The following is a 25890-nucleotide window of genomic DNA, read 5'->3' on the forward strand; positions in this document are numbered from 1 at the left end:
CTAGATGGTCCGATGAATATCCCCAATCTGCTCACGTTACTGCGCGTCCTGCTCATCCCGATCTTCATTCTGCTGTTCTATCTGCCGACGTCGTGGAGCTACCTGACCGCCAGTGCCGTGTTCGCCCTGGCCGCCGCCACCGACTGGCTGGACGGCTACCTCGCCCGTCGCCTCGGGCAGAGCACGCCGTTCGGCGCCTTCCTCGATCCGGTGGCGGACAAGCTGATGGTGGCGGTGGCGCTGGTCCTGCTGGTGGAGGAGCACGCCAACCTGTGGCTGACCCTGCCGGCGGTGATCATTATCGGCCGGGAGATCGTGGTCTCCGCGCTGCGCGAGTGGATGGCCGAGCTGGGGGCGAGGGCGCAGGTCGCCGTTTCCAACCTGGGCAAGTGGAAGACCGCCGCGCAGATGCTGGCGCTGGTCATCCTGCTGGCGAATCCGCCGCTGATGACGTTCTGGGTGATTCTCGGCTATGTCCTGCTGATCATCTCCGCGGCGTTGACTCTGTGGTCGATGGTGCACTACCTGCTGGCCGCCTGGCCGCACCTGTCGACCACCCCGAAAGAGAAATAAACTTTTTTGAATCAAGGAGTTGACACGGCGCCACGATCCTATACAATGGCGCCCGTCACCAAGACAAAGCGGGAATAGCTCAGTTGGTAGAGCACGACCTTGCCAAGGTCGGGGTCGCGAGTTCGAGTCTCGTTTCCCGCTCCAGATATCGACCTGCAGAACTCCACTGGATTCTGCAGGTCACGAAAAGGGCCGAAAGGCCCTTTTTTCGTTTCTCCGCATGCTTCGCCGGCCTGGTGCCGGAGCAGCATCCGCATCGCCCGGACTCCTTGCCGGTTCTCATCGACCCGCCTTCAGAAAGTCACCCCACTTGCGCACCAGATAGTTGTGCTCGTCGATCACTGAATTCCACGCACCGATGTGAACCACCTGCCTGGCGGGCCTGGCAACGCGCACATGGCGGCGATCATCCGCCCGTCCCGGATTCCGATGAACGTCGGGCGCATCCTGCACGAGGCGCTCGGCACCGGCTGGTCTTCGAGTCGTTGCTCTACGGCACCGTCGAATCCGCCTCTTCGTGCCTGCACGACCACCTGCTCCGTGCGCGCGACCGGACCCTGCAGCGGCTCGAGGTGCTGTCGTCCTGCCCGAGCCGGAGTTGCCGCCCTATCTGGAGCGATTGGCGTAACGGCGCCGAGTCGGCCGGCGGCTCACTCGCAGCGCCGTGTCCCCGGTTTCAGGCGTTCCTGCAGTTTATCGGGTGTTTCCGGATGGCCGAAATACCAGCCCTGGGCGAAGATCGTCTGTCCGACGCCCTCCAGCAGTTGCGCCTGCTCCCGCGTTTCCAGCCCTTCGAAGACCAGGCCGACCTCGAGCCGGCGGGCGATGGCGAGGATCTCCGGAATGAGCGAGGCGCGCTGCCGGGCCGAGCCGGGTAGCAGGGAGCGATCGACCTTGATGTAGTCCACCGGCAGGTGCTGCAGCTGCGCCAGGCTGGAGTAGCCGGTGCCGAAGTCGTCGATGTAGATGGGATGCCCCTGTCCGCGCAGGCGTTCGAGTTGCGGGAGGATGTCCTGCAGTTCCGCTGTGGAGCGTTCGGTCAGTTCGAAGCCGACATGGTGCCGGCCAAGGCCTTCCGGCCAGAGCCGCTGCAGGGTGCCCGCCAGACTGCCGTCCAGCAGTTCCGGGGTGCTGATGTTGATGGCCACGCGGAAGTCCGGCAGCTTCTCGAACAGGCCGCGCATGTCCTCCAGTACGGTGTCCAGGACGAAGGCCGTGATGGCGCCGATCACGCCGCAGCGCTCGGCTTCGGCGATGAACACGTCCGGCGGGGCTGGACCGTCGGGCCAGCGGATCAGCGCTTCGGCCGACACGATCTCCGGCGGTTCGCCCAGGCGCATGATCGGTTGATAGCGCACGGTGAATCCGCCGTTCGCCAGCGCCCGCCGGATCTGGGCCGAGAGTGCGGTCCGGCGGCGGTGCAGGAGCAGGGCCAGGCCGCCCAGGGCGCTGCCCAGCAGTATGCCGGCACTGCCCAGCAGCCAGGCTGCCTGGCGGTTGGCGTGGTCTTCTGCGGGGCGAGCCTGGACCACGGTGGCGCACAGCGGGACGCGTGCGGAGCAGAACCTTTTTCCCTGTTCGAAACCCGCCACCCGCGCGGTCTCGATGTAGCCGGGCAGGCCGTGCCTGTCCAGGCCTATGACCAGCGGTGTCGGTTCGTCGCGGAGCGAGATGACATAGTTGAGGCCGGGCGAGGTTGGCACGCCGAAGGCATCGAGGTCGATCAGCAGGCTGGATCGCTTCGCCCGGACCACCACACCCAGGGTGCTGGGGTCCAGCAGCAGTCCCGCTTTCCAGAAAAGTTGCAGGCCGCCGTCGAGGGGTATGGATCGCTGCTTCGGGACAAAAGGTTCAGGCAGGACGCCCAGCATCGTCGTACAGGCGAGGTCGTTGCCTTCCAGGCGCCCCAGGTCCTTGGTGAACTTCGAGCGCATCAGTTCCGAACGCAGCAGCGACAGGTCCGCCGCGCTGCACGCGGCATGCCCGGAGCGGTCGATGGCGGTGAGCGTGCGTACCACCGAGGCCATGACCTGGTCGACCTGTGCGATCACCTCCGCGCCCTGGTTGCCGATCGAGCGGGTGAGAAGGCGTTCTGCAACAGGGTGGCTTGCTTTCAGGGCAGACAATGTGGTTGCGAGCAAAACGACGAGGAACACCAGATAGCCCGACCATCTGGAGGTCGCCCATCTCTGCGCTTTCATCATAGGAACGGCTCTTTGCGATAGAAGGGGCGTTCCCGATCGACGGGGCCCCCAATGATGTTTCCGACTATCCAGCGGCCGCTGAAACGACAGCCCGGTCATGCCTGGACCCGGCTGACGCGCCATATCCTAGATGATGGCCTGGCGGCCTCATAGTGCAAGGAAGATGAAATTTTCTGACGAGGCCGCTGATGCTTGCCAGTGGCTCATGAATTTTCTTACAGAATTTCGCCTGTAGTTCTGTGTTCGGTCCTGCTGTCCCGCTGGCCGGTGGGAGCAGCGGATGATCATCGGGGTCACTCCATACCCCTTCGCTGCCTCGGAAGGACGGTGACGACAGCCTAGGCCTCCGCGCCGATCGCTTCCTCATCCGGGGAAACTCCCGATGGCGCGCATCGTGTCAGCGCCTCGACGGGGCCGGCGGGAAGCATCACCGAGCATTCGCAGCGCTTTTGCCTGACCTGGCGGCGTTCTGGGGCGGCCAGGCCGTGCTCATTCGCGTCCCGCCGTGTTTCCGGCCAATTCCTGCGGGCTCATGGACAGGCTTGGCGATTGGCGCATCAGCTCCAGGGCCCAGTCGACGAAGCAGCGTACCCGCGCGGAAAGGTGGCGGTCGCCAGGGTAGACGAGGTGGATGGGGCGTGGCGCGAAGCTCCATTGCGGCAGGACCGGCACCAGCGCGCCAGCGCGCACCCAGCTTTCCACCGCGAAGGGGGCCGCCGGACAGATGCCGCTGCCGGCGAGACAGGAGGCGATGGCGACGTCGGGATGGTCGAAGCGCAGGCCTTGGCTTGCGCCGAGATCGAAGGAGCCGTCGGTCGACTCCAGTTTCCAGGCGAAAGGGTTGCGCTGGCCGGTGAACCAGGAGAGCCGGCGATGTTCGCGCAACTCCCGGGGATGCCGTGCGTTGCCCGCGTCCTCGAGGTAGCCCGGCGCGGCATACAGGCCCAGCCGCACGTCGCAGGCGTGGCGTGCGACCAGGCTGGAGTCCGGCAGCGTACCGCCACGGATCGCGCAGTCGATACCCTCTTCGAGCAGGTGGCTGACGCGGTCGCTGGCGCACAGCGTGAGCGTCAGTTGCGGGTAGCGGCGCTGGAACTCGTGCAGGCGGGGAGCGAGCACCCAGCGGGCGACCGAGGCCAGGGCCTCGATCCGCAGGCTGCCGCGGGGTTCGATCAGGCCACCCCTGAGGGTCGCTTCCAGCTCATCCACCTGCTGGAGGATGGAAGCGCACTTGCTGTAGTAGGCGCGCCCGTCCTCGGTCAGGTTGAGGCTGCGGGTGGTCCGTTGCAGCAGCCGTGCGCCGAGGTGGCGTTCCAGGTCGGAGATGCGCTGCGAGACGCGCGCCTTGGGGATCGACAGTCGTTCGGCGGCGCGGGTGAAGCTGCCGGCCTCTACCACCGCGCCGAAGGTGGCCATCGCTGTGAGCTTGTCCATTGGGATTGTTAAATAAAAAAGAACGAAGAGTGATTTCCTAGCATATATATCGATAAGAATTTAACAAATAGTATTCGCCTCACCTTCACTTTCCGAGGCGATCCCATGTCCAAGGCCCTGCTCTGCGCATTGTTCCTGGTAGCTCCCATCTGCGCCTGGGCGCAGGATCTTCCGCGTTCTCCGGAAGAAGTGCCGCAAGCCCTGGAGCGCTACTTCAACGCCGGTGACCTCGATGGCCTGGCATCGCTGTACGGGGAGAACAGTGCATTCGTGAGCGCCCCCGGTACCCAGATCCTGGGTGCCGCCCGGATCCGGAGCGCCTTGCAGCGGTTCATGGCGACGGGCGCACCGATTCGATTCAGCGTTCGCCAGGTCTACCGGGCCGGCGACATGGCGCTGATTCTGGGGGACTGGCGGATCGAGGGCGAAGGAAGGGATGGCAGTCCGGTGGACATGCGTGGCACTGCTACCGACGTGGTGATCCGGCGAGCCGACGGCAGTTGGATATACGCGATCGACAACCCGTTCGGCGTTGCCCCGGCGGCGCGGTGAGCCCCCTGATCGACGGGCGGCCGGGCCGTCCCTGCAACCTGAAGAGAGATGCGAACATGATGACCTGCGATCCCGTCACCGGCACCTGCCTCCTGCCCGAGCCAGAGTCTGCGCAAAGCGTTGCGCAATCTGGGGCGCACGCCGCTCCAATCGTTCACTACATCGGTGATCCGATGTGCTCCTGGTGCTGGGGCATCGAGCCGGTGGTCGGCGAGCTGGCGGCCTTCTGCGCCGCCGAGGGCATCGGCTTCGCGCTCACGGTGGGTGGCCTGCGCGCCGGTGGCGGCGATCCCTGGAACGCGGATTTCATCGAGTTCCTGCGCGCCGAATGGCGACGTATCGGCGAAGTCACCGGCCAGCCGTTCGGCTTCACCCTGCTCGATGCGCCGTATTTCGACTATGACACCGAGCCCGCGTGCCGGGCGGTGGTCTGCGCACAGATACTCGGAGCGGACAGCGCGGACCCGAGCGCCCGGCGTTTCTTCTCCGCGGTACAGCGCAGGTTCTACGTCGAGGGCAGGGACCCCAAGGAAACCTCGTTCTATGCCGACCTTTGCGAGGAGGCAGGCCTGGACTTCGGGGCCTTCCGTTCGCTGTTCCTGTCCGCCGAGGCCCGGCAGGCGACGCAAGCCGCTTTCCTACGTTGCAGGCAGTGGGGCGTGCGTGCGTTCCCGACGCTCGCTGTCGAGCGCCGCGGGGAACTGCTATTGCTCGCCGCCGGCTTCACCACCCGTGAGCAGGTGCTGTCGCGGCTGCGGCGGGGCCTGGCTGGCTGAGTCGCGTCCCGATGGATCGGTGGCGGATTCTGGGCCGAAAGAGGACAAGGCCTACCGTTTTGCGTGCCGCGCGCCGACGTATCGGGTAATCTCTCGGGCAAATGAACCAGCACTAGTGAAGCGAACGATGGGTTTTGAACAACTTGCCGAGCTGAGGGACCGTCTGCGGGCGCAGGCGGAACAGGCGAAACCGGCCAAATCGGCTCAATCCAAAGCCAAGGCTTCTCCAGGGCGTGCGGCGAAGAAGCGCGAACCCGTGGATCCCGAGGTCGAGGCCATCTGGCGGTTGCAACGGCATTTTCCGCTGGCGTTTCCGAAGAATCCTGCCCCAAAGGTGCCGCTCAAGCAGGGCATCCTCGAGGATGCTCAGCAGCATCTGGAGAGCCTCGGTATCACCGCCGAGCAACTCAAGCAGGCCATCGCCACCTGGTGCCAGGGCAACCGCTACTGGTCCTGCATGGTGGAAGATGCGCCGCGCCTGGACCTGCAGGGCCAGGTAGCGGGCAAGGTCACTGCCGAGCAGGCGGTCTACGCGAAGCGCCAGGCCTCGCGCCGCCAGCGTGACCAGATGCGCGAGAAGCGCGCCAAGCGGGCGCGGAATTCCGCCGAGGAGTCCGCCCCCGTATCCGAGGGCGGTGAGACGCCGGCGCCTGAGGCGGTCTGACGTGCGTTGCGCCGGGCATTCAATCCGGGCTCGCGGCGAAGCGCGGCTCGGGTAGCCCCCGGACGTTCGGACGATACTGGAACAGCGCGCCAGCCAGGCGCGCTGCATCCGCTCCGGCGTCGACGAGTCCTTCCCGTGCGCTGGTGACGTACAGCCGGTCCAGGCCGGGGCCACCGAATGCCGGGCGGGTAGGTTGCGGAGTGGGGAGGGTGACGATCTGCCGTACCTCTCCATCGGGCGCATAGCGAACCACCTGTCCGAGGCCCCACTGGGCGTTCCACAGATGTCCCTGGCTGTCGACGCATGAGCCATCCGGCACGCCTCGCCCATCGTCGAGTTCGACGAACAGCCGGGGTGCGCCCAGAGCGTCGCCGTATGGGCAGCATTGGATGCGCCTCGTAGGGGAATCGCAGTAATACAGCACGCCACCGTCCGGGCTGAAGGCGATGCTGTTGCCGATGGCGACCGCTGGCAGGGGCAGGCGTCCCAGCTCCAGATCGAGTCCCAGGCGCCAGAGGCCACCCATGGGTTGCGGCGGCCCCTCGCGGCTCTCATGCAGGGTGGCGAACACGAAACGTCCCTGACGATCACAGGCGCCATCGTTGCAACGGGTGGGCAGGCCCGGTTCGATATCGTGCAGCCAGCGTAGCTCGCCATCGGCGAGGCGGAAGAAGGCCAGCCGTGAAGCGAGGGCCAGCAGCAGCCAGCCCTCGGCTTCACAGAGGGCGAAGCTGGCCAGTCTTTCCGGCATGGGCCACTGTCGCAAGGTGCCGTCCTCGGGATCCAGGCGATACAGCGTGGCGCGCTGGATGTCGGTCCAGAACAGCGCCTTGCTGCGTTCGCACCAGAGAATCCCTTCGCCGAGCAGATTGCCGGCGGCCAGGACGACGTCCATTTCAGCGCTTTTCATACCCAGCCGCCATCGACGATGAAGTCCTGTCCGGTGCACATGCTGCTGTCGTCTGCCGCGAGGAACAGGGCGGCGCGTGCCAGGGCCTCGGGCTGCAGGAGCCCGGGCATGCACTGGTAGCGCCTGATTTCCTCCCGCCCAGCGTCGTCCAGCCATAGCTGCGCCTGCTTGTCGGTGATCACCCAGCCGGGAACCAGGCAGTTGATGCGAATGCCCTGTTGCCCGAGTTCCCGCGCCATGCCGTTGACGAAACCGCGAATCGCCGCCTTGGCTGCCGCGTAGAGAGGGTAGCCCGGGTTCTTCTTCATCCAGCCGGTGGAGCCCAGGCAGATGACCGAGCCTCCTCCCTGGTCACGCATGTCCGGTACGACGGCCCGCGTGGCGAAGACCTGATGGCGCAGGTTGACCGCCAGGCTGCGCTCGAAGTCTTCTTCCTGGATACCGTCGAGGCCATGGCGGGTGTCGTTGGCCGCGTTGTTGACCAGTACGCCGATCGCGCCGAGCCGCGAGCGCACGGCCGCGATGGCTGTCTCCAGGGCGCCCAGGTCGGTCAGGTCGCAATGCAGGTAGTACGGAACGCGACGTGCGTCGTCCAGCCTCGCCAGGAGGGCGGCGGCGCCCGCGTCATCCACGTCGAGGAAGGCGACGCGGGCGCCCTGGCGGGCAAACTGCTCGACGAAGGCGGCGCCGATGCCGCTGGCGCCGCCGGTGATCAACACGTTGCGGTCGACCAGGCTGGGATAGCGGGCGAACCCCGCCGATGCCGGCGGAATGTGGCTGTCCAGGCTTACCATTCGGCGACGCTCCCGTCATCGTGGCGCCATAGCGGGTTGCGCCAGCGATGGCCGATGGCTGCGCGCTCGCTGACGTAGGCTTCGTCGATCTCGATGCCCAGCCCGGGGCCGCCGGGTATGCTCAGGTAGCCCTCCCGGTAGGCGAAGGCGCTGCGATCCAGCAGATAGTCGAGCAGGTCGTTGGCGGTGTTGTAGTGGATGCCCAGGCTCTGCTCCTGAATGAAGGCGTTGTGGCACACCGCGTCGAGTTGCAGGTTGGCGGCCAGGGCGATCGGTCCCAGGGGGCAGTGCAGCGCCACGGCGACGTCGTAGGCTTCGGCCATGGCGGCGATCTTGCGGGTCTCGGTGATGCCGCCGGAGTGGGAGGGATCGGGCTGGATGATGTCGACTCCGCCCCTGCCGAGGACCTGCTTGAAGTCATGGCGCGAATACAGGCGTTCGCCCAGGGCGATGGGGGCGGGGGAGATGGCGGCCAGCTCCGGGATCGCCTCGAGGTGCTCCGAGAGTACCGGCTCTTCGATGAACATCAGCCTGTAAGGAGCCAGCTCACGCATCAGCACCTTCGCCATGGGCTTGTGCACCCGGCCGTGGAAGTCCACGCCGAGGCCGATGTGCGGGCCGACCGCGTCCCGTACCGCCTGGACGTTCTCCAGGACCTTGTCGACCTTGGCGTGGTTGTCGATGTAGTGCAGCTCCTCGGTGCCGTTCATCTTCACCGCCGTGAAGCCGCGCTCCACCGCCGCCCTGGCCGCCCGGGCGGTGTCCGCCGGACGGTCTCCGCCGATCCAGGAGTAGACGCGGATGCGCTGCCGCACCGGTCCGCCGAGCAGCTCATGGACGGGCACGCCGAGGTGCTTGCCCTTGATGTCCCACAGGGCCTGGTCGATGCCGGCGATGGCGCTCATCAGGATCGGACCGCCACGGTAGAAGCCGCCGCGGTACATGACGTTCCACAGGTCCTCGATGTGGCGCGGGTCCTTGCCGACCAGGTAATCGGACAACTCCTCGACGGCGGCGGCCACCGTGTGCGCCCGGCCTTCGACGACGGGCTCGCCCCAGCCGCACAGTCCGGCGTCGGTATCGATGCGCAGGAAGCACCAGCGTGGCGGAACCAGGAACGTGGTGAGTCGGGTGATCTTCATGGGCGTTGCTCCCTTCTGCTGGTCGAGGCGTTCGTCCAGGCCTGGGCGAACGCGAGGGCGCGGCTGGCGACCGCGGCGACTTCCAGGCCCGGCGCGTAGAGTGCCGTGCCGATGCCGAAGCCCTGGGCTCCGGCGTCCAGCCAGGCAGCCATGCTGTCCGGAGTGATGCCGCCTACCGGAAGGACCGGCAGATCGCCGGGCAGCACCGCTCGCCAGGCCTTGAGCCCGTCGGGCGTGATGGCGCCGGCCGGAAACAGCTTCAGCGCGTCCGCTCCGGCCTGGAGCGCAAGCAGCGCTTCGCTGGGTGTGGCGACTCCGGGAATGCAGCGCAGCCCGCTGGCTTTGGCGGCGCGGATAAGGCGGGCGTCGGCGTGCGGCATGACGATCAGGTCTCCCCCCACGGAGGCGACTGCCTCCACCTGGTCTTCGCTCGTCACGGTGCCGGCGCCAATCAGGTAATGCTCTCCCAGCACTTCCCGGAGGCGCTGGATACTCTCGAGGGGGAGGGAGAACTGAGGGGGACTTCGAGCATGTGGAAACCGGCATCGGCCAGGGTGTGGCCGATGTCGACGGCTTCGTCCGGCTCGATGCCACGCAATATGGCAACGAGTGGGAGTGGTTCGAGCCAACTGTTCAGCATGAGGATGGTTCCTTTGGCGTCAGGGGCGCCCCGGCGGACAGGAGGCCCGCATGATGGGCAAGCAGCCAGAGTCCGTGTGCGCTGGCTTCCAGCAGTGGCTCCGGCAGATGGAGATCGAACAGCCGGGCGGCCTGGCGATAACGCTGGCACAGCGCGGCTTCGCCGATGAGGCATGGCGCGGTGGCGCGCAGGCGGCCGGCGGCGAGACCGGCGCGGAACTCCTCGCCGATCAGCAGGCCCGACAGATAGGAGGCGACTTCCGCGTCGGCGAGTTGCCCTGCCAGGCGCAGCGCGCGGGTTGAAAACAGGCGGGCGAACACGCCCTCAGCCCCGCTGTCGCGCGCGCTCGTGACGCCGCGCTCGAACGCCCCGGCGACATGCGGCGTGGCCGTCCGTCCGGTGGCGAGCAGGGAATGGCGGAGCAGGAGCGCATGGAGCTCGCCGGTCATGAAGGTATGGAACTCGACGATCCGGCCGTCCTTCACACGGACCCACTTGCAGTGGGTCCCCGGCAGGATCCACTCGGACTCCGCGGCCAGCTCGGGGTACAGGCCGAGCGCACCGAAAACCTGGGTTTCCTCCCCACGCATCACGTCGGCGGTACCCGGGTTGCGGAGCCCCGCTGCGAGGTGCAGGGCGCTTCCATCGAGCATGGCCAGGCGACCGATGGCGCGAGCGAATCGAGGCGCGTCGGTCGGAAGCTCCAGGTAGGGCATTTCCTGCCAGCCCTGACGGCTGCCGACCATGCCGCAGGCCAACCGGGGCAGGCTCGGCCAGCCGCTGCTGATGTCGGCCAGGGCGGTCTCGAAACCGCCAGCTGGGAGCTGGGCGACGCCCCAGGGGCGGTGGCGTGTCTCCCGGACGATGCCGTGCGCATCGAAACGGTAGGCGCGCAGGCTGGAGGAACCCCAGTCCAGGCCGATCAGTCCGCACATGCCGGGGATGCCTCCGGTTGCAGGAGACCTGTGCAGGCGAACCTGGCTGGCGTGGGCTCGGCGCTGGAGCGTGGGCTCCGTCGTGACGGCTGCATGATCTCGTTCCTCCTCGGGTCTGGCGTTCATGCCTGGGTCGATGTGGCTCGGGGGCTGCGGAGGCTCCATGCCTGCTGCCGCGGAGGCGCAATGGCACGTTCTCGCCGTGGCGAGCGGTTGCCACCTGGGCGACGGGCAAGCTGCGAAGCCTGGCTTGGTGTCTTCCTGGCGGGACGTCAGGACGCCTCACCGCTCTTCTTCGGCAGGAAGGAGAGGGATAGCGGCGGTGTCTCGTGTCCCGTGGCGCTTTCGCGTCGCGCGGGGTCGGACAGGGCTTCGAGAATCTGCCGATGTTCGGCAGGACCGATGGGGTAGTACCAGGTGAGCAGGAACACGCCCGTGGTGCCCAGCAGCGGCACCAGCGACATCGTGGCCACGAGCAGTTGCAAGGTATCCGGCGACTGCACGCTGTTGGCCACGAAGCCGATTTCTCCCAGGACCATGCCCAGGGCGCCAGCGGCGAGGCCGAGCGCGGCCTTCTGGGCGAAGATCACCGTGCCGACGATCAGCGACTCGGTGCGGATGCCCGAGCGCCACTGACCATACTCCACGGTATCTGGAATCATCGCCCAGAAGCACACGGCGTTGGCGCTGACGCCGATGGCGATGAAAGTCAGCACGATCATGAGCCCGACGTAGCCGGCAGCGCTGCACAGGAACCAGAGCGCGAAGCCCAGGCCATAGAACGCCGTACCGAGCAGCAAGGCGAAACGCTTGCTGCAGCGGCGCGCCACCTGTGCCCAGAGCGGGGCGGCGAGCGCCGCGACGACAGCCATCAGGGCGAGCGCCGTGCCGCCGAAGTCGGCGTCGTTGCGCACGTACTTGAAGTAGTAGAGAAGGTTCTTCGAGAAGAAGGTGCCGGCGAACGAGTTCATCAGGGCGATGCCGAGCATCAGCAGAAGAGGCCGGTTGAGCAGCAGCGCGGCGAGTGCGTAGCGCATGCCGGGCCAGGTGTCCGCCGGGGTGTCTTCCTCGCAGGCATCGCCGGACCCTGCCGCCAGCGCGGCGATCCACAGCATGACGCAGGCGGCGCAGGCGAAGAGCGCGGTCACCAGGCCCCAGGAGTAGGCGCCGCCACCGAAATAGCGGACGGCTGGCAGGGTCAGCGCCGACACCGCCATCGCGGCGAGAATGGCGAATACCATGCGGATGCCGGCCATGGTCGCACGTTCTTCGCTGCTGCGGGTCACCCGCGCGTAGAGCGACGCATAGGGGACCGAGACCAGGGCGAAGAGGGTCCGGAAGGCAAGGTGGGTCGCTGCCGTCAACACCAGCAATTGCGGGCCTTCTCCGCGGGGCAGCAGGAACATCAGGACGAACGCCACGGCCAGGGGCAGCGCTCCCAGCAGCAGGTAGGGGCGGAAGCGGCCCAGGCGGGTCCGCGTCCGGTCGGCCAGGGCGCCGATCAAGGGGTCGACGACGGCGTCCCAGATGAGCGCGCTCATGTAGATGAGGCCCGCCGCGTAGGCGGATAGGCCAAGGACGTCGGTATAGAAGAACAGCAGGAAGAGCGAAGCGATCTGCCAATAGATGTTCACCCCGAAGTCGCCTGCACCCAGAGCGATCTTGCGCATCATCGGAATGCGCTGCTGTGCCATCGAAGGCGCCCGGTCCATCATTTTCCAACCCTTTGTGATTGCCGTTTCTGGCTATTGTTTTTTCCGTGCCGCGAACCTGGCGTACGGGACTTCACCGGCGGGGGGACGCCATGATGATAAATTATCCATATGGATAATTGCCTGTCGGCTCCTACCTTGTCAATTGCCCGGAGCGACAGGTTGGGCGACGGCGATCCAGTGCACGAGACGCGGATTGACAAGCTCTGATGGCTCGAATATCTATCCATCCGGATTTTTTTCTGGGGCGGTGTCGGGCCGCCCGCTGTCAGGAATCTCGAAACCCGGGCAGCGACCGAGGCTGCCGTGTCGAAGGAGCAGGAAATGTCAGGCGAGACCGTCCGGACCCCGGACATGCGGTATCTGCCGGGCGGGGTGTTCCGCATGGGCTCGGAACGCTTCTATCCCGAGGAACGCCCCGTACGCCAGGTCAGGGTCGACCCGTTCTGGATCGACGTTACGCCGGTCACCAATCGCCAGTTCGCCGCCTTCGTCGAAGCCACCGGCTACCGGACCTTCGCCGAGAAGGCTCCGGAGCCGGCGGACTATCCCGGCATGCCGGCGGAAATGGCCAGGGCGGGCTCGCTGGTCTTCACGCCGGTCAGCGGAGCGGTCGATCTCGCCGATCCCTCTCGCTGGTGGTCGTTCCGCTTCGGCGCCTGGTGGCGCGAGCCGCTGGGTCCCGGCAGTAGCATCGCCGGCCTCGAGGAGCACCCGGTGGTGCATGTCGCCTACGAGGACGCCGCCGCCTACGCCGCCTGGGTCGGCAAGGCGCTGCCGAGCGAGGCCGAGTGGGAATATGCGGCGCGGGGAGGGCGGGACGGCGAGGAGTTCGCCTGGGGCGATACGCTCGAACCGGGTGGCCAGATACTCGCCAACTACTGGCAGGGGCGCTTTCCGCTGGAAAACCTGCTGCTCGATGGCTGGGAGCGGACGTCTCCGGTGGGCGCGTTTCCCGCCAATGGCCATGGCTTGTTCGACATGATCGGCAATGTCTGGGAATGGACCGCCGACTGGTTCCGACAGCCGGCCGCAACCGATCGACAGGCATCGAGCTGTTGCGCCAGCCGCAATCCACGCGGTGGCCGCGAAGAAGACAGCTACGACCCGGCGCTGCCGGCTCTGCGCATCGGCCGCAAGGTGCTGAAAGGGGGCTCGCACCTGTGTGCGGAGAACTATTGCCAGCGCTATCGACCGGCGGCGCGGATTCCCCAATCCATCGATACCACCACCGGCCATGTGGGATTCCGTTGCGTGCGACGGGAGCCGCCGGCATAGGGCGGCTCCCGCCACCGGCTCCGGTCCTCTCGCCCCCGCCGGCGAAAGGTCCGGAGCGAGGCTGCGTCAGGGTTGCGGAAGGACCGCCATGGGCGGCGCGACGACACCCACGTCCCTGGCATAGCTTCCCCAGGCGGCTTCCAGCTGCTTCAGCCGGTCCGGCATCTCGGCGGCCAGATCATGGGTTTCACCCGGGTCCCGGGCCACATCGAACAGGCGCCAGGTGCCATTGCCGGTATCGGTGATCTTCCAGTCGCCCTGGCGGAGGGAGCGCGAGCCGAAGACTTCGGTGCCGATCGCGTCGTCCGGTCCGTAGACGTACTCGCGCCGACCCTTCAGGTAGGGCACCCAGCTCCGCCCGCGTAGCGGCTCGACCGCGCGGCCCTGGAAACTACCGTCGGTCAGCGGAATGCCAGCGAATTCAAGGAGAGTCGGGGTGACGTCCATTATCGAGAGGAAGGCCGTCGAGACGGCGCCGGACCTGCCCAGGCCGGGGTACCGGAGAAACGCGGCATTGCGGGTGCCGCCCTCGGTGGCATAGTACTTGATCAGCCAGGACGGCGCGCTGCCAGCCTGGGCCCAGCCGGGGCCGTAGCCGAAGTAGGACGTGGCGTTGCCGCGATTCTCCAGGCGGTTGTCGGCACTGGCCGGCATTTCCTTGGTGGTGGCGGTATCGCGGCCTTCGGGACCGTTGTCGGAAAGGAACAGGATGAGTGTGTCGTCCAGCTCGCCGCTGCGCTTGAGTGCGCTGACGACACGGCCGACGTTCTGGTCCAGGCGGTCCACCATCGCGGCATAGACTTCCATGTCGCGGGCGGCGAGTCGTTGCTGTTCCGGATCCAGCTCGTCCCAGCGCCGGGTCATGACCATTGGCCGGACCTGCGTGCTCGGAGCCAGCAGGCCGAGTCCCGCCTGCCGGGCGAGACGGCTCTCGCGGAGCCGGTCGTAGCCCTGGTCGTAGCGTCCCTTGTATTTCTCGATGACTTCCCTCGGCGCCTGCAATGGCCAATGGGGAGCGGAGAAGGCCAGGTAGGCGAAGAATGGCTTGGCCCCTTCGTCACGCCGGCCGAGAAACTCCAGCAGCTTGCTGGTGAAGAAGTCGGAGGAATAGAAACCCCGCGGCAGTTGCGCGAGCCGTACGCCATCCTCGGTATAGACCGCACCGCCGGTGTTCTGCTCCGGCGCCTTGTTCAGGTCCGCGGCGAAGTCCAGGCCGTAGTGGTTGTGGGAGCCCTGCAGCAGCGCGAAGCTGTGCTGGAAGCCGCGGGCGTGCGGATCCTGTTGCGGGGCGAGGCCCATGTGCCACTTGCCGGCCATCATGGTGCGGTAGCCGGCGGCGGCGAAGCGCTCCGCCAGGGTCACCACGTCCGGCCGCAGATAGCCTTCGTAGCCTGGCCTGCCTTTCTGGTTGGGCGCCACCCGTTCGGCCATGGTGCCGAAGCCGGCGCGGTGGCTGTCGGTGCCGGTCAGCAACATGGCGCGCGAGGGCGAGCAGGTGGGGGCGGTGTGGAAGCCGGTGAAGCGGACGCCCTCCCTGGCCAGGGCGTCCAGGTTCGGCGTGTCGATCTCGCCGCCGAACGCGCCAAGGTCGGAAAAGGCCAGGTCGTCGGCGACGATGACCAGTACGTTCGGCTGCCGGGCCCCCGCCTGGACGGACGCCGACATGATCGCGCCGGCGAGCAGAACCGCCATGGCGAGTGGCGTTTTCCCCATTTTCCGGCCATCCGCCGAATGGCGCCTGGCTGGTTTTTCCTGTTGTCCTGGTCGGTGCATATCGGGTTCCTCTGTGGTGTTGTTGTTATTTGGCGTGCGCAGGGACCTGTACCTGGCTGGTGCGGTGTTTCGCGTCCGGGGCGGGGTGGTCGGCATGTGTTGGTCGAAATTATCCGTTCGGATAATTGCTGTCGTCCCGATGCTTGTCAATGCCTGCCCGGCGCCAGGAGAGAGAACTCCTGGGAGTTCGGCTTGCCATAAATTATCCGTTTGGATATTTTGCGCTGAATGCGGGCTCCGTGAGACCCCCTGGTCATCGCCGTCCGGAGGTGGCTCGACGGAGTTCGTCCCTTCATCCGGCCGCCTTGGCGGCCCCTGGACCGAGCCGAAAAACATGCCGCAGATCGACCGCCGTCGACTTCTCCAGTGGGGCTCCATGTTCCTGGCATCTTCCCTGACCGGTGTTTCCCTGGCCTCGACGAGTCGCAGGCAATCCCGGCCCAACATCCTGTGGCTGGTCAGCGAGGACAACTGTCCTTTCATCGGCGCCTACGGCGATCCACTGGCCAGGACGCCTACCTTGGACAGGCTCGCCCGCGAGGGCATCCTCTACCGGAACGTATATTCCAACGCGCCGGTCTGCGCGCCCTCGCGCTTCGGCATCCTTACCGGGGTGTACGCCGAGTCCTGCGCCCCCGCCAACCACATGCGCGCCCGGGCCAGGCTGCCGGATGTCTTGAAGACCTATCCGCAGTATCTTCGCGAGGCCGGCTACTACTGCAGCAACAACGCCAAGACGGACTACAACTGCGATGTCGATCCGTCCGCCATCTGGGATGAATGCAGCGGCAGCGCGCACTGGCGCTCGCGCCCACGGGACACGCCGTTCATGGCGGTGTTCAACCACGAGACGACGCACGAGTCGCGAATTTTCTTCGACAGGGGCGGCGCGGTGCGGCCGCAGGACATCCGGGTACCGGCCTACCTGCCGGACACTCCAGCCATCCGCCAGGACTTCGCCTCCTACTACAACCTCATGGAGCGCCTGGACGGACAGATCGCCGAACGCCTGGCCGAGCTGGAGGAGGATGGCCTGGCCGAGGACACCATCGTTTTCTATTACTCGGACAACGGCGGCGTGCTTCCGCGCAGCAAGCGCTATTGCTACGAAGAGGGGCTGCGCTGCGCGTTGATCGTGCGGGTTCCGAAGAAATGGGCGCACCTGGTGGACATGCTGGCGGGTAGCCAGGTCGACACGCCGGTGACCTTCATCGACCTGGCTCCCAGCGTGCTGGCCCTGGCCGGGTTGCCCGCTCCAGCGCAGATGCAGGGCTCGGCGCTGTTCGCCGTCGCCGAGCCGAGGACGCAGCGCCATGCCTTCGGCATGCGCAACCGCATGGACGAGCGCTACGACTTCGTACGAACGGTCAGCGATACCCGCTATCGCTACATCCGCAACTACCTGCCGCACCGCATCTGTGGCCAGTACCAGGCATTCGGCTGGATGGCCGGGGGCTACCGGGACTGGTTGCGCCTGTTCCAGGAGGGCCGGCTCTCGCCGCAGCAGGCGGCATTCTTCGGCGAACGGCCCCACGAGGAACTCTACGACCTCCGGCAGGATCCGGACGAGGTGGCCAACCTGGCGGATTCGCCCGCGCATCGCGAAAAGCTCGAGGAACTGCGGGGTGTCCTCGACCGGCACATGCTGCAGATCAACGACAATGGTTTCATCCCCGAGGGTTCGCCGCTGGAGGGCTATCTCGAGAGCCGGAAGCCGGGCGCCTACCCACTGCAACGGATCATGCGCCTGGCCGTGATCGCCGCGCGTCGCGATCCGGCCTCGCTGGACGTGCTGATCGCCAGTCTCGACGACGAGAACGAAGTCATCCGCTTCTGGGCCGCGAGCGGGCTGCTGATGTTGCGCGAGCGGGCAGCGCCGGCGCGCGAAAGACTGTTGAAGACGCTCCACGAAGACACCTCGCAGACGCGCATCGTCGCCGCCGAGGCCCTGGTTCACCTGCATGAGGAAGGACCGGCGATCGCGTTGCTTGCCGGCTACCTCGACCCTGGGCGGGACAAGCCGCTGCGCCTGCAGGCGATCAACGCGCTGACCTATTGCGGCGCGCCGGCGCGAGCGGTGCTGCCGGCGCTCAAGACCTGCGCCGAGGACGACGACCAGGACGTGCGCAGTTCCTCCGAGTACCTGGTGCGGGTGCTGGAAGGGCGTTTCGATCCGGAGAAACCGGTGTTCGACCTGTGGTTCTTCCTGCGCAAGCGTGTCGTGGAGGCGATCAGGTCACGGCTTGGCTGAGGGCTGGAGATTCCCGGCCGGATGACTCCGGCCGGGATGTGACGCGGGAAACGTACCCGGGCGCGGCGCGTGCTCAGCGAACGCCACGCGCCCGCAGGCTCGCCGGGCTGAAGTAGTCTTCGTTCGGGGCCGGCTGGCTGTAGTCGGTGGTGCCGGGCTGCTCGTTATCCAGCCACTGCACCATGTAGCGGCGCGACTGCAGGTCATGGAAGACATCCAGTATCGCCCCGGTGGCCGGCAGCTCGTAGAGGCCCGCCAGGTAGGCCATCGACACCCGCCACAGGTCGCCCCGGCTGTCGTACTGGTCCACCACCGCCACGCTCCAGCTGTCCTCGTCGAGGTACAGGGTGCGCTTGCTGTAGATATGGCGAGCGCCGGGCTTGAGCCTGCCTTCCACCACCCAGACCCGGTGCAGCTCGTAGCGGGTGTATTGCGGATCGAGATGTCCGGGCTCGATCAGATCCTTGTATTTCACCTGGGGGCTGCCGAGCCGATAGTTGTTGTAGGGGATGTAGATTTCCCGCTTGCCTACCAGCGTCCAGTCGAAGCGGTCCGGCGCGCCGTTGAACATGTCCGTATCGTCCATGGTGCGCAGCCCGTCGGTGCTGCTGCCGGGGGTGTCGTAGGCGAACAGCGGGGCGCGGCGGACGCGGCGCTGTCCCGGGTTGTAGGTCCAGGCCTGGCGGGGTTCCTTCGCCTGGTCGAGGGTTTCGCGCACCAGGTTCGCCGCGCCGGCCATGCGCGCTGGCGCCTTGGTCAGCGTCTGGTAGTAGAACAGGGTGTTGTTCAGGCCGGCGAAGTTGCCGCCCTGCTGGTAGTACTTGAATAGCATGTCGTACTGGGTGGTGACCGGTGTGAAGCTACCGTCCCGCTGCACGGCGGCTTCCGAGGAGTTACGCACGAAGTAGCTGCCGCGATAGCGGGCGATATGGTTCCACAGCGCTTCCAGCCCGTTGGCCGGGATCGGAAAGGGCACCCCGCCGAACGCCTCGGTGAAGCCGTTGCCGCCCTCCGCCAGCCTGGCGCTGGTGGCGTTGCGAAAGACGTTGTCGTAGACCCACTGCGGCGCTGCGCCGGTGCGCCGGGTGGGATAGACCGGCATCTGGAAGCTGTCCGGGTAGGCCTTGAACAGGGCGATCTCGCCAGGCGTCAGGTTGGCCTGGTACTGCGCCAGGTTGGCCTGGGTGATGGTGAACAGCGGCTTGTCCGCGGCGAACGGGTCGGGGCGGTGGCGTCCGGGAACATAGCCCGCCGGTGGCTGGGCCAGGCCGCCCTCCCAGGCCGGGATGGTGCCGGCGGCATTGCCGGCTCTCTCCGCGCCCAGGGGCGTCAGGTCGTTCTTCAGCCGCGCCGCTTCCCCGGCGGGGACCGCGGCCAGGGCGGCGCTGGTGGCAAGCGCCAGCACGGCGCCGAGCAGGGGGTACAGGTTGCGCATGGTTGCTCTCCATGGAGAGGCCCGCCGGGCCGCCAGGGCACGGCGGGGCCGGGTCAGAAGGAGTACTTGAGGTTGAGGCCGAGGTTGTCGCGGTCGCGCATGTTGTTGCGCTGCCCGGCGCCGTAGAACTCGGTGTATTGCAGTTCCGCCTCGAGAGAGGCGCGGTAGCTGGCCCTGAGGCCGAGGGTGTGGGCCTTGCGGCCTTCGATGAAGTTGCCGGCCGAGGAGGAGTTGCCCTTGAAGTCCTCCTTGTAGACCAGGTATGGCGAGAGGTTGATGCCGGCCACCACGTCGTTCCAGGTACCCGACAGTTGCAGGGTGTAGCCGTAGGCGTTGCGGTCGACCTGGCCGTCGCGGCCGAAGCCGGCGCCCTTGTTGGCCCCGCTGGCGTAGTGGCGCACGCTGCCGTCGAAGGCGGTGTACTTGAGACTGCTGCCGCGCAGGTGATCACCAGCCAGTTCGGCCACCCCCGCCAGGCTGTCGAAGGACAGCGCCGGGCCGAAGTTGTAGAGGGCGCCGATGGAGGTGTTGAAGGACTCCACGCGTTCATAGTTGTGGACCGTGGAGCTTCCCAGGCTGATCGGCTGGCCGCCGACATTCACGATCTGGCCGGCATTCAGCCGGGGAGCCTGGCTCATCAGATCGCCGAGCAGATCGTCGGTTGCGGCGATGCCGATCGGCAGGTTCGGCCTGTAGGCCAGTTCTCCGAATACCGTGGCATTGCCCAGCGTGGTGTTGAAGCTCACGCCGAACATGCGGATATCCTCGGGATACTCGCGCTGGGCAACCAATTGGTTGGTCACATCGGCGACCGTCGCGCCGTTGATCAGTCGCAATGCCTGGGATGCGGCCGCATTGCCACCGCGAGCTGCGGCGGCGAGCTCGGCGTAGCTACCGAAGCCCCCGAGCGAGGCCAGCCGGTCGAGGTTCACTCCGGCATAGGCGTCGTCCAGGTGGGCGGTCACCGAGGGTTCCTTGGCGTGATAGTTGACGAAATAGAAGCCGAACTCGGTGGAGTTGAGCGATTCCGCGAAGTAGCGGAAGGCCACGCCGAACTGCCCGTCGTTGCGCGCGTTGATATCCGGGCCGACGCTGGCGACCTTGAGCACGCCGTTGCCGTCCAGGTAGGGATTGCCCTGCAGGCCGGCGACATGGTTGCCCGCCAGTTGGCGATACAGGTCCTGGAACTGGGGGTTGGCCAGCGAAGCGACCCTTGCGTAGGCCGTGTTGCCGCCATCGGCGAACAGGTCGGTGCCCGAGTAGAAGGTGCCTGCCGGGTCGATCCGGGTTTCCTTCCAGTTCCACTGGTAGAAGGCATCCATCGACAGGTTGTCGGTCAGGCCCGCATTGAAGCTGATCGCCTCGATCGGGATCAGCACCTCCTTCACCTCGGAACCCGGCAGGTGGAAGGCCGAGGCGTCGACCGGGTTGGTGGTGTTGACGCCGCCGCGATAGAACAGGCCTTCGCCCCAGTTGAAGACCTGGCGGCCGAGGCGGGCTGTGAGTGGTCTACCGGCGACATCCCAGTTGCCATAGACGTAGGCGTCTAGAATTTCCGCGCGGTGCCCGGCGACATCCCGCGTCGCATCGGTGAAATGGTCGTCGCGGGGATACGACTGGCTGGGCAGGCGCGGCGAGTCGTTGTCGTAGTAGTCGTTGCGCTTGTCCATGATCTGCGTGTCGTAGAAGGTCGAGCCACGCAGGAACAGGCCATAGTTGCGCCAGGAGGCGCCGAGGTCGGAGGTGATCTTGTAGACCTCGGAGACCAGGCCGGGATCGAAGTTGCGGTTGCCGTCGTTGCCGTTGATGTCGTCGTTGTTCTTGTCGCGGCCCTGGACGCGCCACAGCGCGCCGTAGGAGATGGTGGTGTCCAGCGATCCGGAGACTTCGTTGTCGAGAAAGCTGAACTCCACTGCCTGGGCCTGTTCCGCCAGGCACAGCGGCAGCAGTCCGGCGAAAGCCAGGGCGGTACGCACTGGCGGCTTGAGAGAGAAGGTACCCATGGCGAAACACCCCTTGGTCTGATCATTGTTATTGGGCCTGTGGCCCTGTTGTTGTCGATCCGGCGTGTAGCGTCGTCGCTTCGTCGCCCGGTGACGGAGCGCCGTCACAGGCGCGTCGGGCCGCACCGCGAGACGGTGCTGCCCGGCGGCGGTATTTCAGTGCTTCGGTGCGTCGAGGGCGGCGTTGGCGCGAATGCACTCGGCGAAGTAATGCAGGCTGCGTTTCGGGGTCCGCGACAGGTCGTTGCGATCGACATGGATGAGCCCGAAGCGCTTGGCGAAGCCCTGGGCCCACTCCCAGTTGTCGGTCGCCGACCAGTAGAACAGGCCTTTCAACCGAGCTCCTTCCGCCTGGGCGGCCTGGGCCGCTTTCAGGTAGCTGGCCAGGTATCCGATCCGCTGGTGATCCTCCACCACGCCGTCGCGAGGCGCGGGGTCCGGCAGGGCGAAACCGGTCTCGGTGATGTACAGCTCGGGGGCGTCGTAGTCGCGGTGCAGCCTGAGGAGCATTTCGGTAAGGCCATCGGGCTCGACATGGAAATAGTCGGTGCGCGGCAACTGCGCTGGCGCTTCGCCCTGGGCGACGCCGAGGGAGCCGCCGCTGTCCGGGCGAACGTAGATGCGGCTGTAGTAGTTGAGGCCGAGGAAGTCCGGTTTCACCGCGATCAGTTGCATGTCGCCTTCGCGCACCAGCGGTGCCACCAGCTGGTCGACGGGCGCCGGATAGCCCTTGCCGTAGAGGGGATCGACGAAGGCGCGGTTCCACAGTGCGTCCACCAGGTGGACCTGGGTGTCGTAGCGCTGCCCATGCTCGGCGCGCACCGGCTGCAGGTTCACCGTGGTACCGATGCGCGGCCGTCCCGGCAGGCTTGCCCGCAGCGCCTGGAACGCCAGGCCCTGGGCCAGGTTCTGGTGATGGATGGCGGCGAACGCGGCGCTCGCGGAGTCGAGTGCCGGGGCATGGACCTGTGCGGCATAGCCGCGTAGCGCGACGCTGTTCGGTTCGTTGAGGACGATCCACTGGTCGATGCGATCGCCCAGCCTGCCGGCGACGACCTCGGCGTAGTCGGCGAAGCGCTGGCAGATGTCGCGATCACGGAAGTCGCCGGCCCAGGTCGGCACGTCCCAGTGGAACAGGGTCGGCCAGGGGGTCAGGCCGCATTCGAGCATCGCATCGACCATCCGTTCGTAGACCTCCAGCCCCGCGGCGCTGGCCGGTCCAGGACCGTTCGGCTGCACCCGGGGCCAGGCGATGGAAAAGCGGAAAGCCTGGACGCCGGCGTCGGCAAGCAGGGCGAGGTCTTGCGGGTAGCGCTCTTCGAAACCCGTGCAGAGCGCATTGGTCGAGCCGTCCAGAACGCCGCCGCGCTCGTCGCAGAACAGGTCCCAGTTGCTGCGGCCGCGCCCGTTGCGGCTCTCGGTCTGGGCGGCCGAGGCGGCTACCCCCCAGATGAAACCGGGATTGAAGGGGGCGGGGGATGGCGTCATGGCAAGCTCCTTTTTTCTGGTTGTGTGGCGTGACGGTTCGACGCCGCTAGGCGCCGGGCGGGGAGACGAGACGGAGAGGGCGCGTCGCGCCACGATGCTGGGCGAGGGAGGTGGCGCTCTCTGCTGTGGCGAACGGAGTGCGCGGAGGGAAGAGCGTCGGACATCTGGTTCCTGCCTTTCCGAGCCTGTTGTTGTTATTGCCCGTCCGATGCCGAGGCCGGCGGAAGAGGATGAGATCGGAGGGAGTCATTAAATTATCCGATCGGATAGATACCTGGCTGAAATGGTATTGTCAATGGGAGGGGACCTACGCCAGACTCCGGACCATCCAATCAGATGGGGCAGGTAGAAGCGGGCCTATGAATCGACGAGTAGCCAAGCAGGAACGCAGCGAGCAGACCCGGACGGACATTCTGCAGACGGCGCTGGATCTCTTCTCGACGCGGGGGTTCGCCGCGGTGAGCCTGCGCGACATCGCCGAGCGGGTAGGGGTCAACCACGCGATGATCCGCTATCACTTCGGCAGCAAGGAGGAGCTCTGGCGGGACAGCGCGGCCTATCTGTTCGAGCGCCTGGCCGAGGAGATTCCGGCTCCGGACCTGGCGAGCGAGGCGGATCCGGTGGCGGCGCTCAAGCGCTACATCAAGGACTACGTCCACTACTGCGCCCGGCACCCGGAACACGCGCGCCTGATGGTGCAGGAGTCCATCGTGGCGTCGGACCGGCTGCAATGGGTGTCCGAGAACTACATCCGCCCCAATCATGCCCGGACCCTGAAGCTGATCGAGGGCGCCAGCCTGCCTGCCGGGCTAACCGGGATGGACCCGGTCATGCTCCTGTACATGGTGGTGGCGATCGCCCAGATGCCCTACCTGGTCACCGCCGAACTGCAGTTCTCCCACGAGCGCGATGTACTGGCGAACGAAGCGATCGAGGCGCACGCCGACGCGGTGGTGAAATTCATCTTCCGAGACTGAGTGCCTGTCCGGACGGGCTACATGGAACGCAATGGACTGATATGCAAAGTTTTTTTCGCGCAGCGCTTGCCAAGGTCGGCGAATCCGTCCATAATTGCGTCCATTCCAGCGGTAAGTGACTTAAAACTCTTTTGAAATCAAAGAGTTATAAGGTCAAATTTACCCAGGAAAGAGAATTTCAGCGCCACGCCGATCGCGTGGCGCTTCGTTCAAAGGCTGAGTAGCAGAGTGGTTATGCACCGGATTGCAAATCCGTGAACGCCGGTTCGATTCCGACCTCAGCCTCCAATAGAAAAGCCCCGTAGCTCAATGAGTTACGGGGCTTTTTTCTTTCCTTGCCCGGGCGAAACCCCAAGGCTTCGCAGCGCCCCCGTTATCTGCGTGACGGCAAGCCGGCTGGATGATCGCCGGCATGCGCCCGGGCCGCTCGATCCGCTTGCAAGGGTTCGATCCGTTCGGTGCTTTTTACCTTTGCGCGCAGTTTCCTTGCGCAACACGCCGAATTTTCCTGTTCCCGCGTAGCGGCAGCAGGCCGCGGCAGTTAGGATGCCCCGACCGCATCCACTACAGGGAGAGTTTCCATATGCGCTTGCTTACACGAATGCTATGCGCCGGCCTGCTGCTCGGGAGCATGGCGAGCCAGGCAATCGCCGCAGGGATCGACGATATCTTCCGCTCGCAGGATACCGACAAGGACGGCGCGCTTTCGCTCGAGGAGGCGCGCGCCGCCGCTCCGGAAGCTTTTCGCCGTCTTGATCGTGACGGCAATGGCATCGTCGACGCGGATGAAATCGCGGCGAACATGGTTGCCGAGGCCGGGCCGGGGATGGTCATTCCGCCGGTGACACTGGCCGCGGTGTCGAAGAGCACTGTCGAGCTTTGGGATGGCAACCGCGATGGCAAGGTCACCGGGCAGGAATATTCGGATTCGGCCGTCACCCTGCTGATGCTGGCCGATGCGGATGGCGACCGCCGGGTGACCCGCGAAGAGTTGCAGCGTTTTCGTGGTGAGCCCGCCGCTCGCTGATGGAACTGCCGCCCCAAGCCCGGCCTTGTGCCGGGCTTTTCGTTTCCGCCGGTGGCGTGCCGTGGGGCGTCCGCGCCTGGCCGATCGGGGCGACGCTGTTCGGCGCGGTAGTTCGGGGCGGCTCGCTTACCTGCCTGTCCGCTTCAGGGAGACCGGAAGACCCCAGGTCAGGTCCTGCATGCCTTCCTCGCCAAGGATCCGGGTCTTCATCGGTTGGATGCGGGCGAGCACCTGGCGGCCTGTCTCGGTCAGCGTCGGCTGCTCGCGAGCGATGAATTTTTTCGTCAGTTCCATCGGTGCCGGTCTCATGTAGACCTGGATGTCCTTCAGGGCACACTGGATATTCTGCGTGTCTACCGCCCTGCAACTTTTCCTGTCGTAGCTCACCGCCGGGGTCTTCAGGTGGAAGCGATCGCTGAGCAGGATCTGCCCGGGCTGTATGGTGAAGGACAGTGGGGCGTGGGCGTCGGGTATCTGCGCCTGCAGTTTGATGGACGGGACATCCTTGATCTTCGTGCCTTCGGTCCAGCCGCCGTCCGAGACTTTTTCCCGCTGGCTGTATTGCTGCGCGCTCCAGCCTACGCACTGGCCGGAGGCGACGTGCACGGCGTTGCAGACGTTCTGCGTGTAGGTATTGTCGGCATAGGCCGCATCGCGCCAGTAACTCTCCTTGACGAAGGTGCGATACAGCACGGCGGACAGGTTCACCAGGCCCTGTGGGCTGGCTTTCGGTTGCCCCTTGGGAGCCTCGACCTGGGCCAGGGTGCTGTCGATCTTGTAGTCGATCCCGCCAGACAGCAGGTAGGTCCCCGGCGGGACGATGTTGACCTCGAGGAAATCCCACAGGTAGACGGCGTCCTTGATCTTCTCCAGGTCATTGTTGGCGAAGGCCTGCATGTAGGCGATCCCGGGCACGTCCTTGTTCTTGAAGATGACCCGGTGCGAGTAGCTGGAAAGGTCGGTGACGCTCTTGTTGGGCATGAGTGCCGGCACCAGCACCACGGACATGCCCTCGCGGGTAGCCTCGTCGAGCATGTCCAGGAGCTGGTTGGTGGGGTTCCGCTGGGGGCTGCCGAGTCCGGTTCCGCCGAGAGGCGCACAGGCCGCCAGGAAGCCTGCGGAAGCCAGGAACGCGAAGGGGGTCAGACGCTGGGCGAGCGTTTTCATAAGATATCCTTATCTCTATGAGTCAATGCCGGATGTGAAGGCGGGAAGGGTTGCAGTTTACTCGCTTAGCTGCCAAATGGGAGCCTGCACCGGCTTTCGATCCTGCCAGCGGGAACTGCATGGCCCGTCTTGCTCGACATCAGCGCAGCCGCCCG

At 66.1% G+C, this 25890-nt stretch carries 20 protein-coding genes, 2 tRNA genes and 1 pseudogene; 10 read left to right on the top strand and 13 right to left on the bottom strand.

Annotated features, from left to right (window positions below):
• The first annotated feature begins 12 nt into the window (after positions 1 to 12).
• Together pgsA and B7D75_RS12050 are read left to right on the top strand one after the other, a co-directional pair.
• Positions 13 to 573, top strand: a complete 561-nt coding sequence (pgsA, locus tag B7D75_RS12045) for a CDP-diacylglycerol--glycerol-3-phosphate 3-phosphatidyltransferase (protein ID WP_003090349.1) — start codon at positions 13 to 15, stop codon at positions 571 to 573.
• 68 nt (positions 574 to 641) lie between these two features.
• A tRNA-Gly gene (locus tag B7D75_RS12050) sits at positions 642 to 717 on the top strand.
• A 506-nt stretch (positions 718 to 1223) separates the two neighbouring features.
• Here B7D75_RS12050 and B7D75_RS12060 read toward each other — a convergent pair.
• Complete coding sequence (locus tag B7D75_RS12060) at positions 1224 to 2624, bottom strand: EAL domain-containing protein (RefSeq protein WP_204101226.1); 1401 nt, start codon at positions 2622 to 2624, stop codon at positions 1224 to 1226.
• A gap of 642 nt (positions 2625 to 3266) precedes the next feature.
• Positions 3267 to 4211 (bottom strand): LysR family transcriptional regulator, encoded by a 945-nt coding sequence (locus B7D75_RS12065; RefSeq protein ID WP_107114039.1) that lies wholly within the window; start codon positions 4209 to 4211, stop codon positions 3267 to 3269.
• A 105-nt stretch (positions 4212 to 4316) separates the two neighbouring features.
• Here B7D75_RS12065 and B7D75_RS12070 point away from each other — a divergent pair, with 105 nt between their 5' ends.
• The 3 genes from B7D75_RS12070 to B7D75_RS12080 all read left to right on the top strand — a co-directional run bounded on the left by B7D75_RS12070 (position 4317) and on the right by B7D75_RS12080 (position 6203).
• Positions 4317 to 4763 (top strand): YybH family protein, encoded by a 447-nt coding sequence (locus tag B7D75_RS12070; protein WP_107114040.1) that lies wholly within the window; start codon positions 4317 to 4319, stop codon positions 4761 to 4763.
• Positions 4764 to 4819: 56 nt separating this feature from the next.
• Complete coding sequence (locus B7D75_RS12075; protein ID WP_107114041.1) at positions 4820 to 5539, top strand: DsbA family protein; 720 nt, start codon at positions 4820 to 4822, stop codon at positions 5537 to 5539.
• Positions 5540 to 5666: 127 nt separating this feature from the next.
• Positions 5667 to 6203 (top strand): ProQ/FINO family protein, encoded by a 537-nt coding sequence (locus B7D75_RS12080; RefSeq protein ID WP_034082470.1) that lies wholly within the window; start codon positions 5667 to 5669, stop codon positions 6201 to 6203.
• Positions 6204 to 6222: 19 nt separating this feature from the next.
• Here the strand turns inward: B7D75_RS12080 and B7D75_RS12085 are convergent, their stop codons facing one another.
• The 6 genes and pseudogenes from B7D75_RS12085 to B7D75_RS12110 all read right to left on the bottom strand — a co-directional run bounded on the left by B7D75_RS12085 (position 6223) and on the right by B7D75_RS12110 (position 12339).
• Positions 6223 to 7113, bottom strand: a complete 891-nt coding sequence (locus tag B7D75_RS12085) for an SMP-30/gluconolactonase/LRE family protein (RefSeq protein WP_107114042.1) — start codon at positions 7111 to 7113, stop codon at positions 6223 to 6225.
• The gene (locus tag B7D75_RS12090) at positions 7110 to 7907 is read right to left on the bottom strand and encodes an SDR family NAD(P)-dependent oxidoreductase (protein WP_052151141.1); all 798 of its coding nucleotides are present in this window, start codon (positions 7905 to 7907) and stop codon (positions 7110 to 7112) included. Before B7D75_RS12090 ends, B7D75_RS12085 begins: the two co-directional genes overlap by 4 nt.
• Complete coding sequence (gene dgoD, locus B7D75_RS12095; RefSeq protein WP_034082467.1) at positions 7901 to 9049, bottom strand: galactonate dehydratase; 1149 nt, start codon at positions 9047 to 9049, stop codon at positions 7901 to 7903. The genes B7D75_RS12090 and dgoD overlap by 7 nt, the downstream gene beginning before the upstream one ends.
• Positions 9046 to 9689: pseudogene (locus B7D75_RS12100) on the bottom strand (2-dehydro-3-deoxy-6-phosphogalactonate aldolase). Before B7D75_RS12100 ends, dgoD begins: the two are co-directional and overlap by 4 nt.
• Positions 9683 to 10624: a 2-dehydro-3-deoxygalactonokinase gene (locus B7D75_RS12105; protein ID WP_058135472.1), complete on the bottom strand. Its 942-nt coding sequence runs from the start codon at positions 10622 to 10624 to the stop codon at positions 9683 to 9685. Before B7D75_RS12105 ends, B7D75_RS12100 begins: the two are co-directional and overlap by 7 nt.
• Before the next feature lie 272 nt (positions 10625 to 10896).
• Positions 10897 to 12339, bottom strand: coding sequence for an MFS transporter (locus tag B7D75_RS12110; protein WP_079383595.1), 1443 nt, complete (start codon positions 12337 to 12339; stop codon positions 10897 to 10899).
• 321 nt (positions 12340 to 12660) lie between these two features.
• Here B7D75_RS12110 and B7D75_RS12115 point away from each other — a divergent pair, with 321 nt between their 5' ends.
• Positions 12661 to 13614, top strand: coding sequence for a formylglycine-generating enzyme family protein (locus B7D75_RS12115; RefSeq protein WP_176540988.1), 954 nt, complete (start codon positions 12661 to 12663; stop codon positions 13612 to 13614).
• A gap of 66 nt (positions 13615 to 13680) precedes the next feature.
• Here B7D75_RS12115 and B7D75_RS12120 read toward each other — a convergent pair whose 3' ends face one another.
• A complete protein-coding gene (locus B7D75_RS12120) occupies positions 13681 to 15306 on the bottom strand; it encodes an arylsulfatase (protein ID WP_107114043.1) in 1626 nt (541 codons plus the stop codon).
• Positions 15307 to 15721: 415 nt separating this feature from the next.
• Here B7D75_RS12120 and B7D75_RS12125 point away from each other — a divergent pair, with 415 nt between their 5' ends.
• Positions 15722 to 17638: a sulfatase-like hydrolase/transferase gene (locus B7D75_RS12125; protein WP_107114044.1), complete on the top strand. Its 1917-nt coding sequence runs from the start codon at positions 15722 to 15724 to the stop codon at positions 17636 to 17638.
• A gap of 73 nt (positions 17639 to 17711) precedes the next feature.
• Here the strand turns inward: B7D75_RS12125 and B7D75_RS12130 are convergent, their stop codons facing one another.
• The 3 genes from B7D75_RS12130 to B7D75_RS12140 all read right to left on the bottom strand — a co-directional run bounded on the left by B7D75_RS12130 (position 17712) and on the right by B7D75_RS12140 (position 22564).
• Positions 17712 to 19073: a DUF1329 domain-containing protein gene (locus B7D75_RS12130; RefSeq protein WP_053817104.1), complete on the bottom strand. Its 1362-nt coding sequence runs from the start codon at positions 19071 to 19073 to the stop codon at positions 17712 to 17714.
• Between the two features lie 53 nt (positions 19074 to 19126).
• Positions 19127 to 21076: a DUF1302 domain-containing protein gene (locus tag B7D75_RS12135; RefSeq protein WP_053813798.1), complete on the bottom strand. Its 1950-nt coding sequence runs from the start codon at positions 21074 to 21076 to the stop codon at positions 19127 to 19129.
• 156 nt (positions 21077 to 21232) lie between these two features.
• The gene (locus tag B7D75_RS12140) at positions 21233 to 22564 is read right to left on the bottom strand and encodes a glycoside hydrolase family 1 protein (RefSeq protein WP_034082455.1); all 1332 of its coding nucleotides are present in this window, start codon (positions 22562 to 22564) and stop codon (positions 21233 to 21235) included.
• 359 nt (positions 22565 to 22923) lie between these two features.
• Between B7D75_RS12140 and B7D75_RS12145 the strand changes: the two genes are divergently transcribed.
• From B7D75_RS12145 to B7D75_RS12155, 3 genes are all read left to right on the top strand, one after another.
• On the top strand, positions 22924 to 23541 hold the full coding sequence (locus tag B7D75_RS12145) for a TetR/AcrR family transcriptional regulator (RefSeq protein WP_034082452.1): 618 nt from the start codon (positions 22924 to 22926) through the stop codon (positions 23539 to 23541).
• A 214-nt stretch (positions 23542 to 23755) separates the two neighbouring features.
• Positions 23756 to 23829 (top strand) — tRNA-Cys (locus B7D75_RS12150).
• 112 nt (positions 23830 to 23941) lie between these two features.
• Positions 23942 to 24568, top strand: coding sequence for an EF-hand domain-containing protein (locus tag B7D75_RS12155; RefSeq protein ID WP_107114045.1), 627 nt, complete (start codon positions 23942 to 23944; stop codon positions 24566 to 24568).
• 126 nt (positions 24569 to 24694) lie between these two features.
• Here B7D75_RS12155 and B7D75_RS12160 read toward each other — a convergent pair whose 3' ends face one another.
• Positions 24695 to 25735: a hypothetical protein gene (locus tag B7D75_RS12160; protein ID WP_107114046.1), complete on the bottom strand. Its 1041-nt coding sequence runs from the start codon at positions 25733 to 25735 to the stop codon at positions 24695 to 24697.
• Positions 25736 to 25890: the final 155 nt, after the last annotated feature.

It is taken from the genome of Pseudomonas paraeruginosa, assembly GCF_003025345.2.
Lineage (GTDB): Bacteria > Pseudomonadota > Gammaproteobacteria > Pseudomonadales > Pseudomonadaceae > Pseudomonas > Pseudomonas paraeruginosa.

Excerpts from the sequence above, each read along its gene's own strand:
- B7D75_RS12155 (WP_107114045.1), top strand. The coding sequence starts at position 23,942 with ATGATCGCCGGCATGCGCCCGGGCCGCTCGATCCGCTTGCAAGGGTTC.
- B7D75_RS12130 (WP_053817104.1), bottom strand. The coding sequence starts at position 19,073 with ATGCGCAACCTGTACCCCCTGCTCGGCGCCGTGCTGGCGCTTGCCACC.
- B7D75_RS12085 (WP_107114042.1), bottom strand. The coding sequence starts at position 7,113 with ATGAAAAGCGCTGAAATGGACGTCGTCCTGGCCGCCGGCAATCTGCTC.
- B7D75_RS12075 (WP_107114041.1), top strand. The coding sequence starts at position 4,820 with ATGATGACCTGCGATCCCGTCACCGGCACCTGCCTCCTGCCCGAGCCA.
- B7D75_RS12120 (WP_107114043.1), bottom strand. The coding sequence starts at position 15,306 with ATGGCGGTTCTGCTCGCCGGCGCGATCATGTCGGCGTCCGTCCAGGCG.
- B7D75_RS12160 (WP_107114046.1), bottom strand. The coding sequence starts at position 25,735 with ATGAAAACGCTCGCCCAGCGTCTGACCCCCTTCGCGTTCCTGGCTTCC.
- B7D75_RS12125 (WP_107114044.1), top strand. The coding sequence starts at position 15,722 with ATGCCGCAGATCGACCGCCGTCGACTTCTCCAGTGGGGCTCCATGTTC.
- B7D75_RS12105 (WP_058135472.1), bottom strand. The coding sequence starts at position 10,624 with ATGTGCGGACTGATCGGCCTGGACTGGGGTTCCTCCAGCCTGCGCGCC.
- B7D75_RS12140 (WP_034082455.1), bottom strand. The coding sequence starts at position 22,564 with ATGACGCCATCCCCCGCCCCCTTCAATCCCGGTTTCATCTGGGGGGTA.
- B7D75_RS12090 (WP_052151141.1), bottom strand. The coding sequence starts at position 7,907 with ATGGTAAGCCTGGACAGCCACATTCCGCCGGCATCGGCGGGGTTCGCC.
- B7D75_RS12080 (WP_034082470.1), top strand. The coding sequence starts at position 5,667 with ATGGGTTTTGAACAACTTGCCGAGCTGAGGGACCGTCTGCGGGCGCAG.
- B7D75_RS12115 (WP_176540988.1), top strand. The coding sequence starts at position 12,661 with ATGTCAGGCGAGACCGTCCGGACCCCGGACATGCGGTATCTGCCGGGC.
- B7D75_RS12110 (WP_079383595.1), bottom strand. The coding sequence starts at position 12,339 with ATGATGGACCGGGCGCCTTCGATGGCACAGCAGCGCATTCCGATGATG.
- B7D75_RS12065 (WP_107114039.1), bottom strand. The coding sequence starts at position 4,211 with ATGGACAAGCTCACAGCGATGGCCACCTTCGGCGCGGTGGTAGAGGCC.
- B7D75_RS12135 (WP_053813798.1), bottom strand. The coding sequence starts at position 21,076 with ATGGGTACCTTCTCTCTCAAGCCGCCAGTGCGTACCGCCCTGGCTTTC.
- dgoD (WP_034082467.1), bottom strand. The coding sequence starts at position 9,049 with ATGAAGATCACCCGACTCACCACGTTCCTGGTTCCGCCACGCTGGTGC.
- B7D75_RS12145 (WP_034082452.1), top strand. The coding sequence starts at position 22,924 with ATGAATCGACGAGTAGCCAAGCAGGAACGCAGCGAGCAGACCCGGACG.
- B7D75_RS12070 (WP_107114040.1), top strand. The coding sequence starts at position 4,317 with ATGTCCAAGGCCCTGCTCTGCGCATTGTTCCTGGTAGCTCCCATCTGC.
- pgsA (WP_003090349.1), top strand. The coding sequence starts at position 13 with ATGAATATCCCCAATCTGCTCACGTTACTGCGCGTCCTGCTCATCCCG.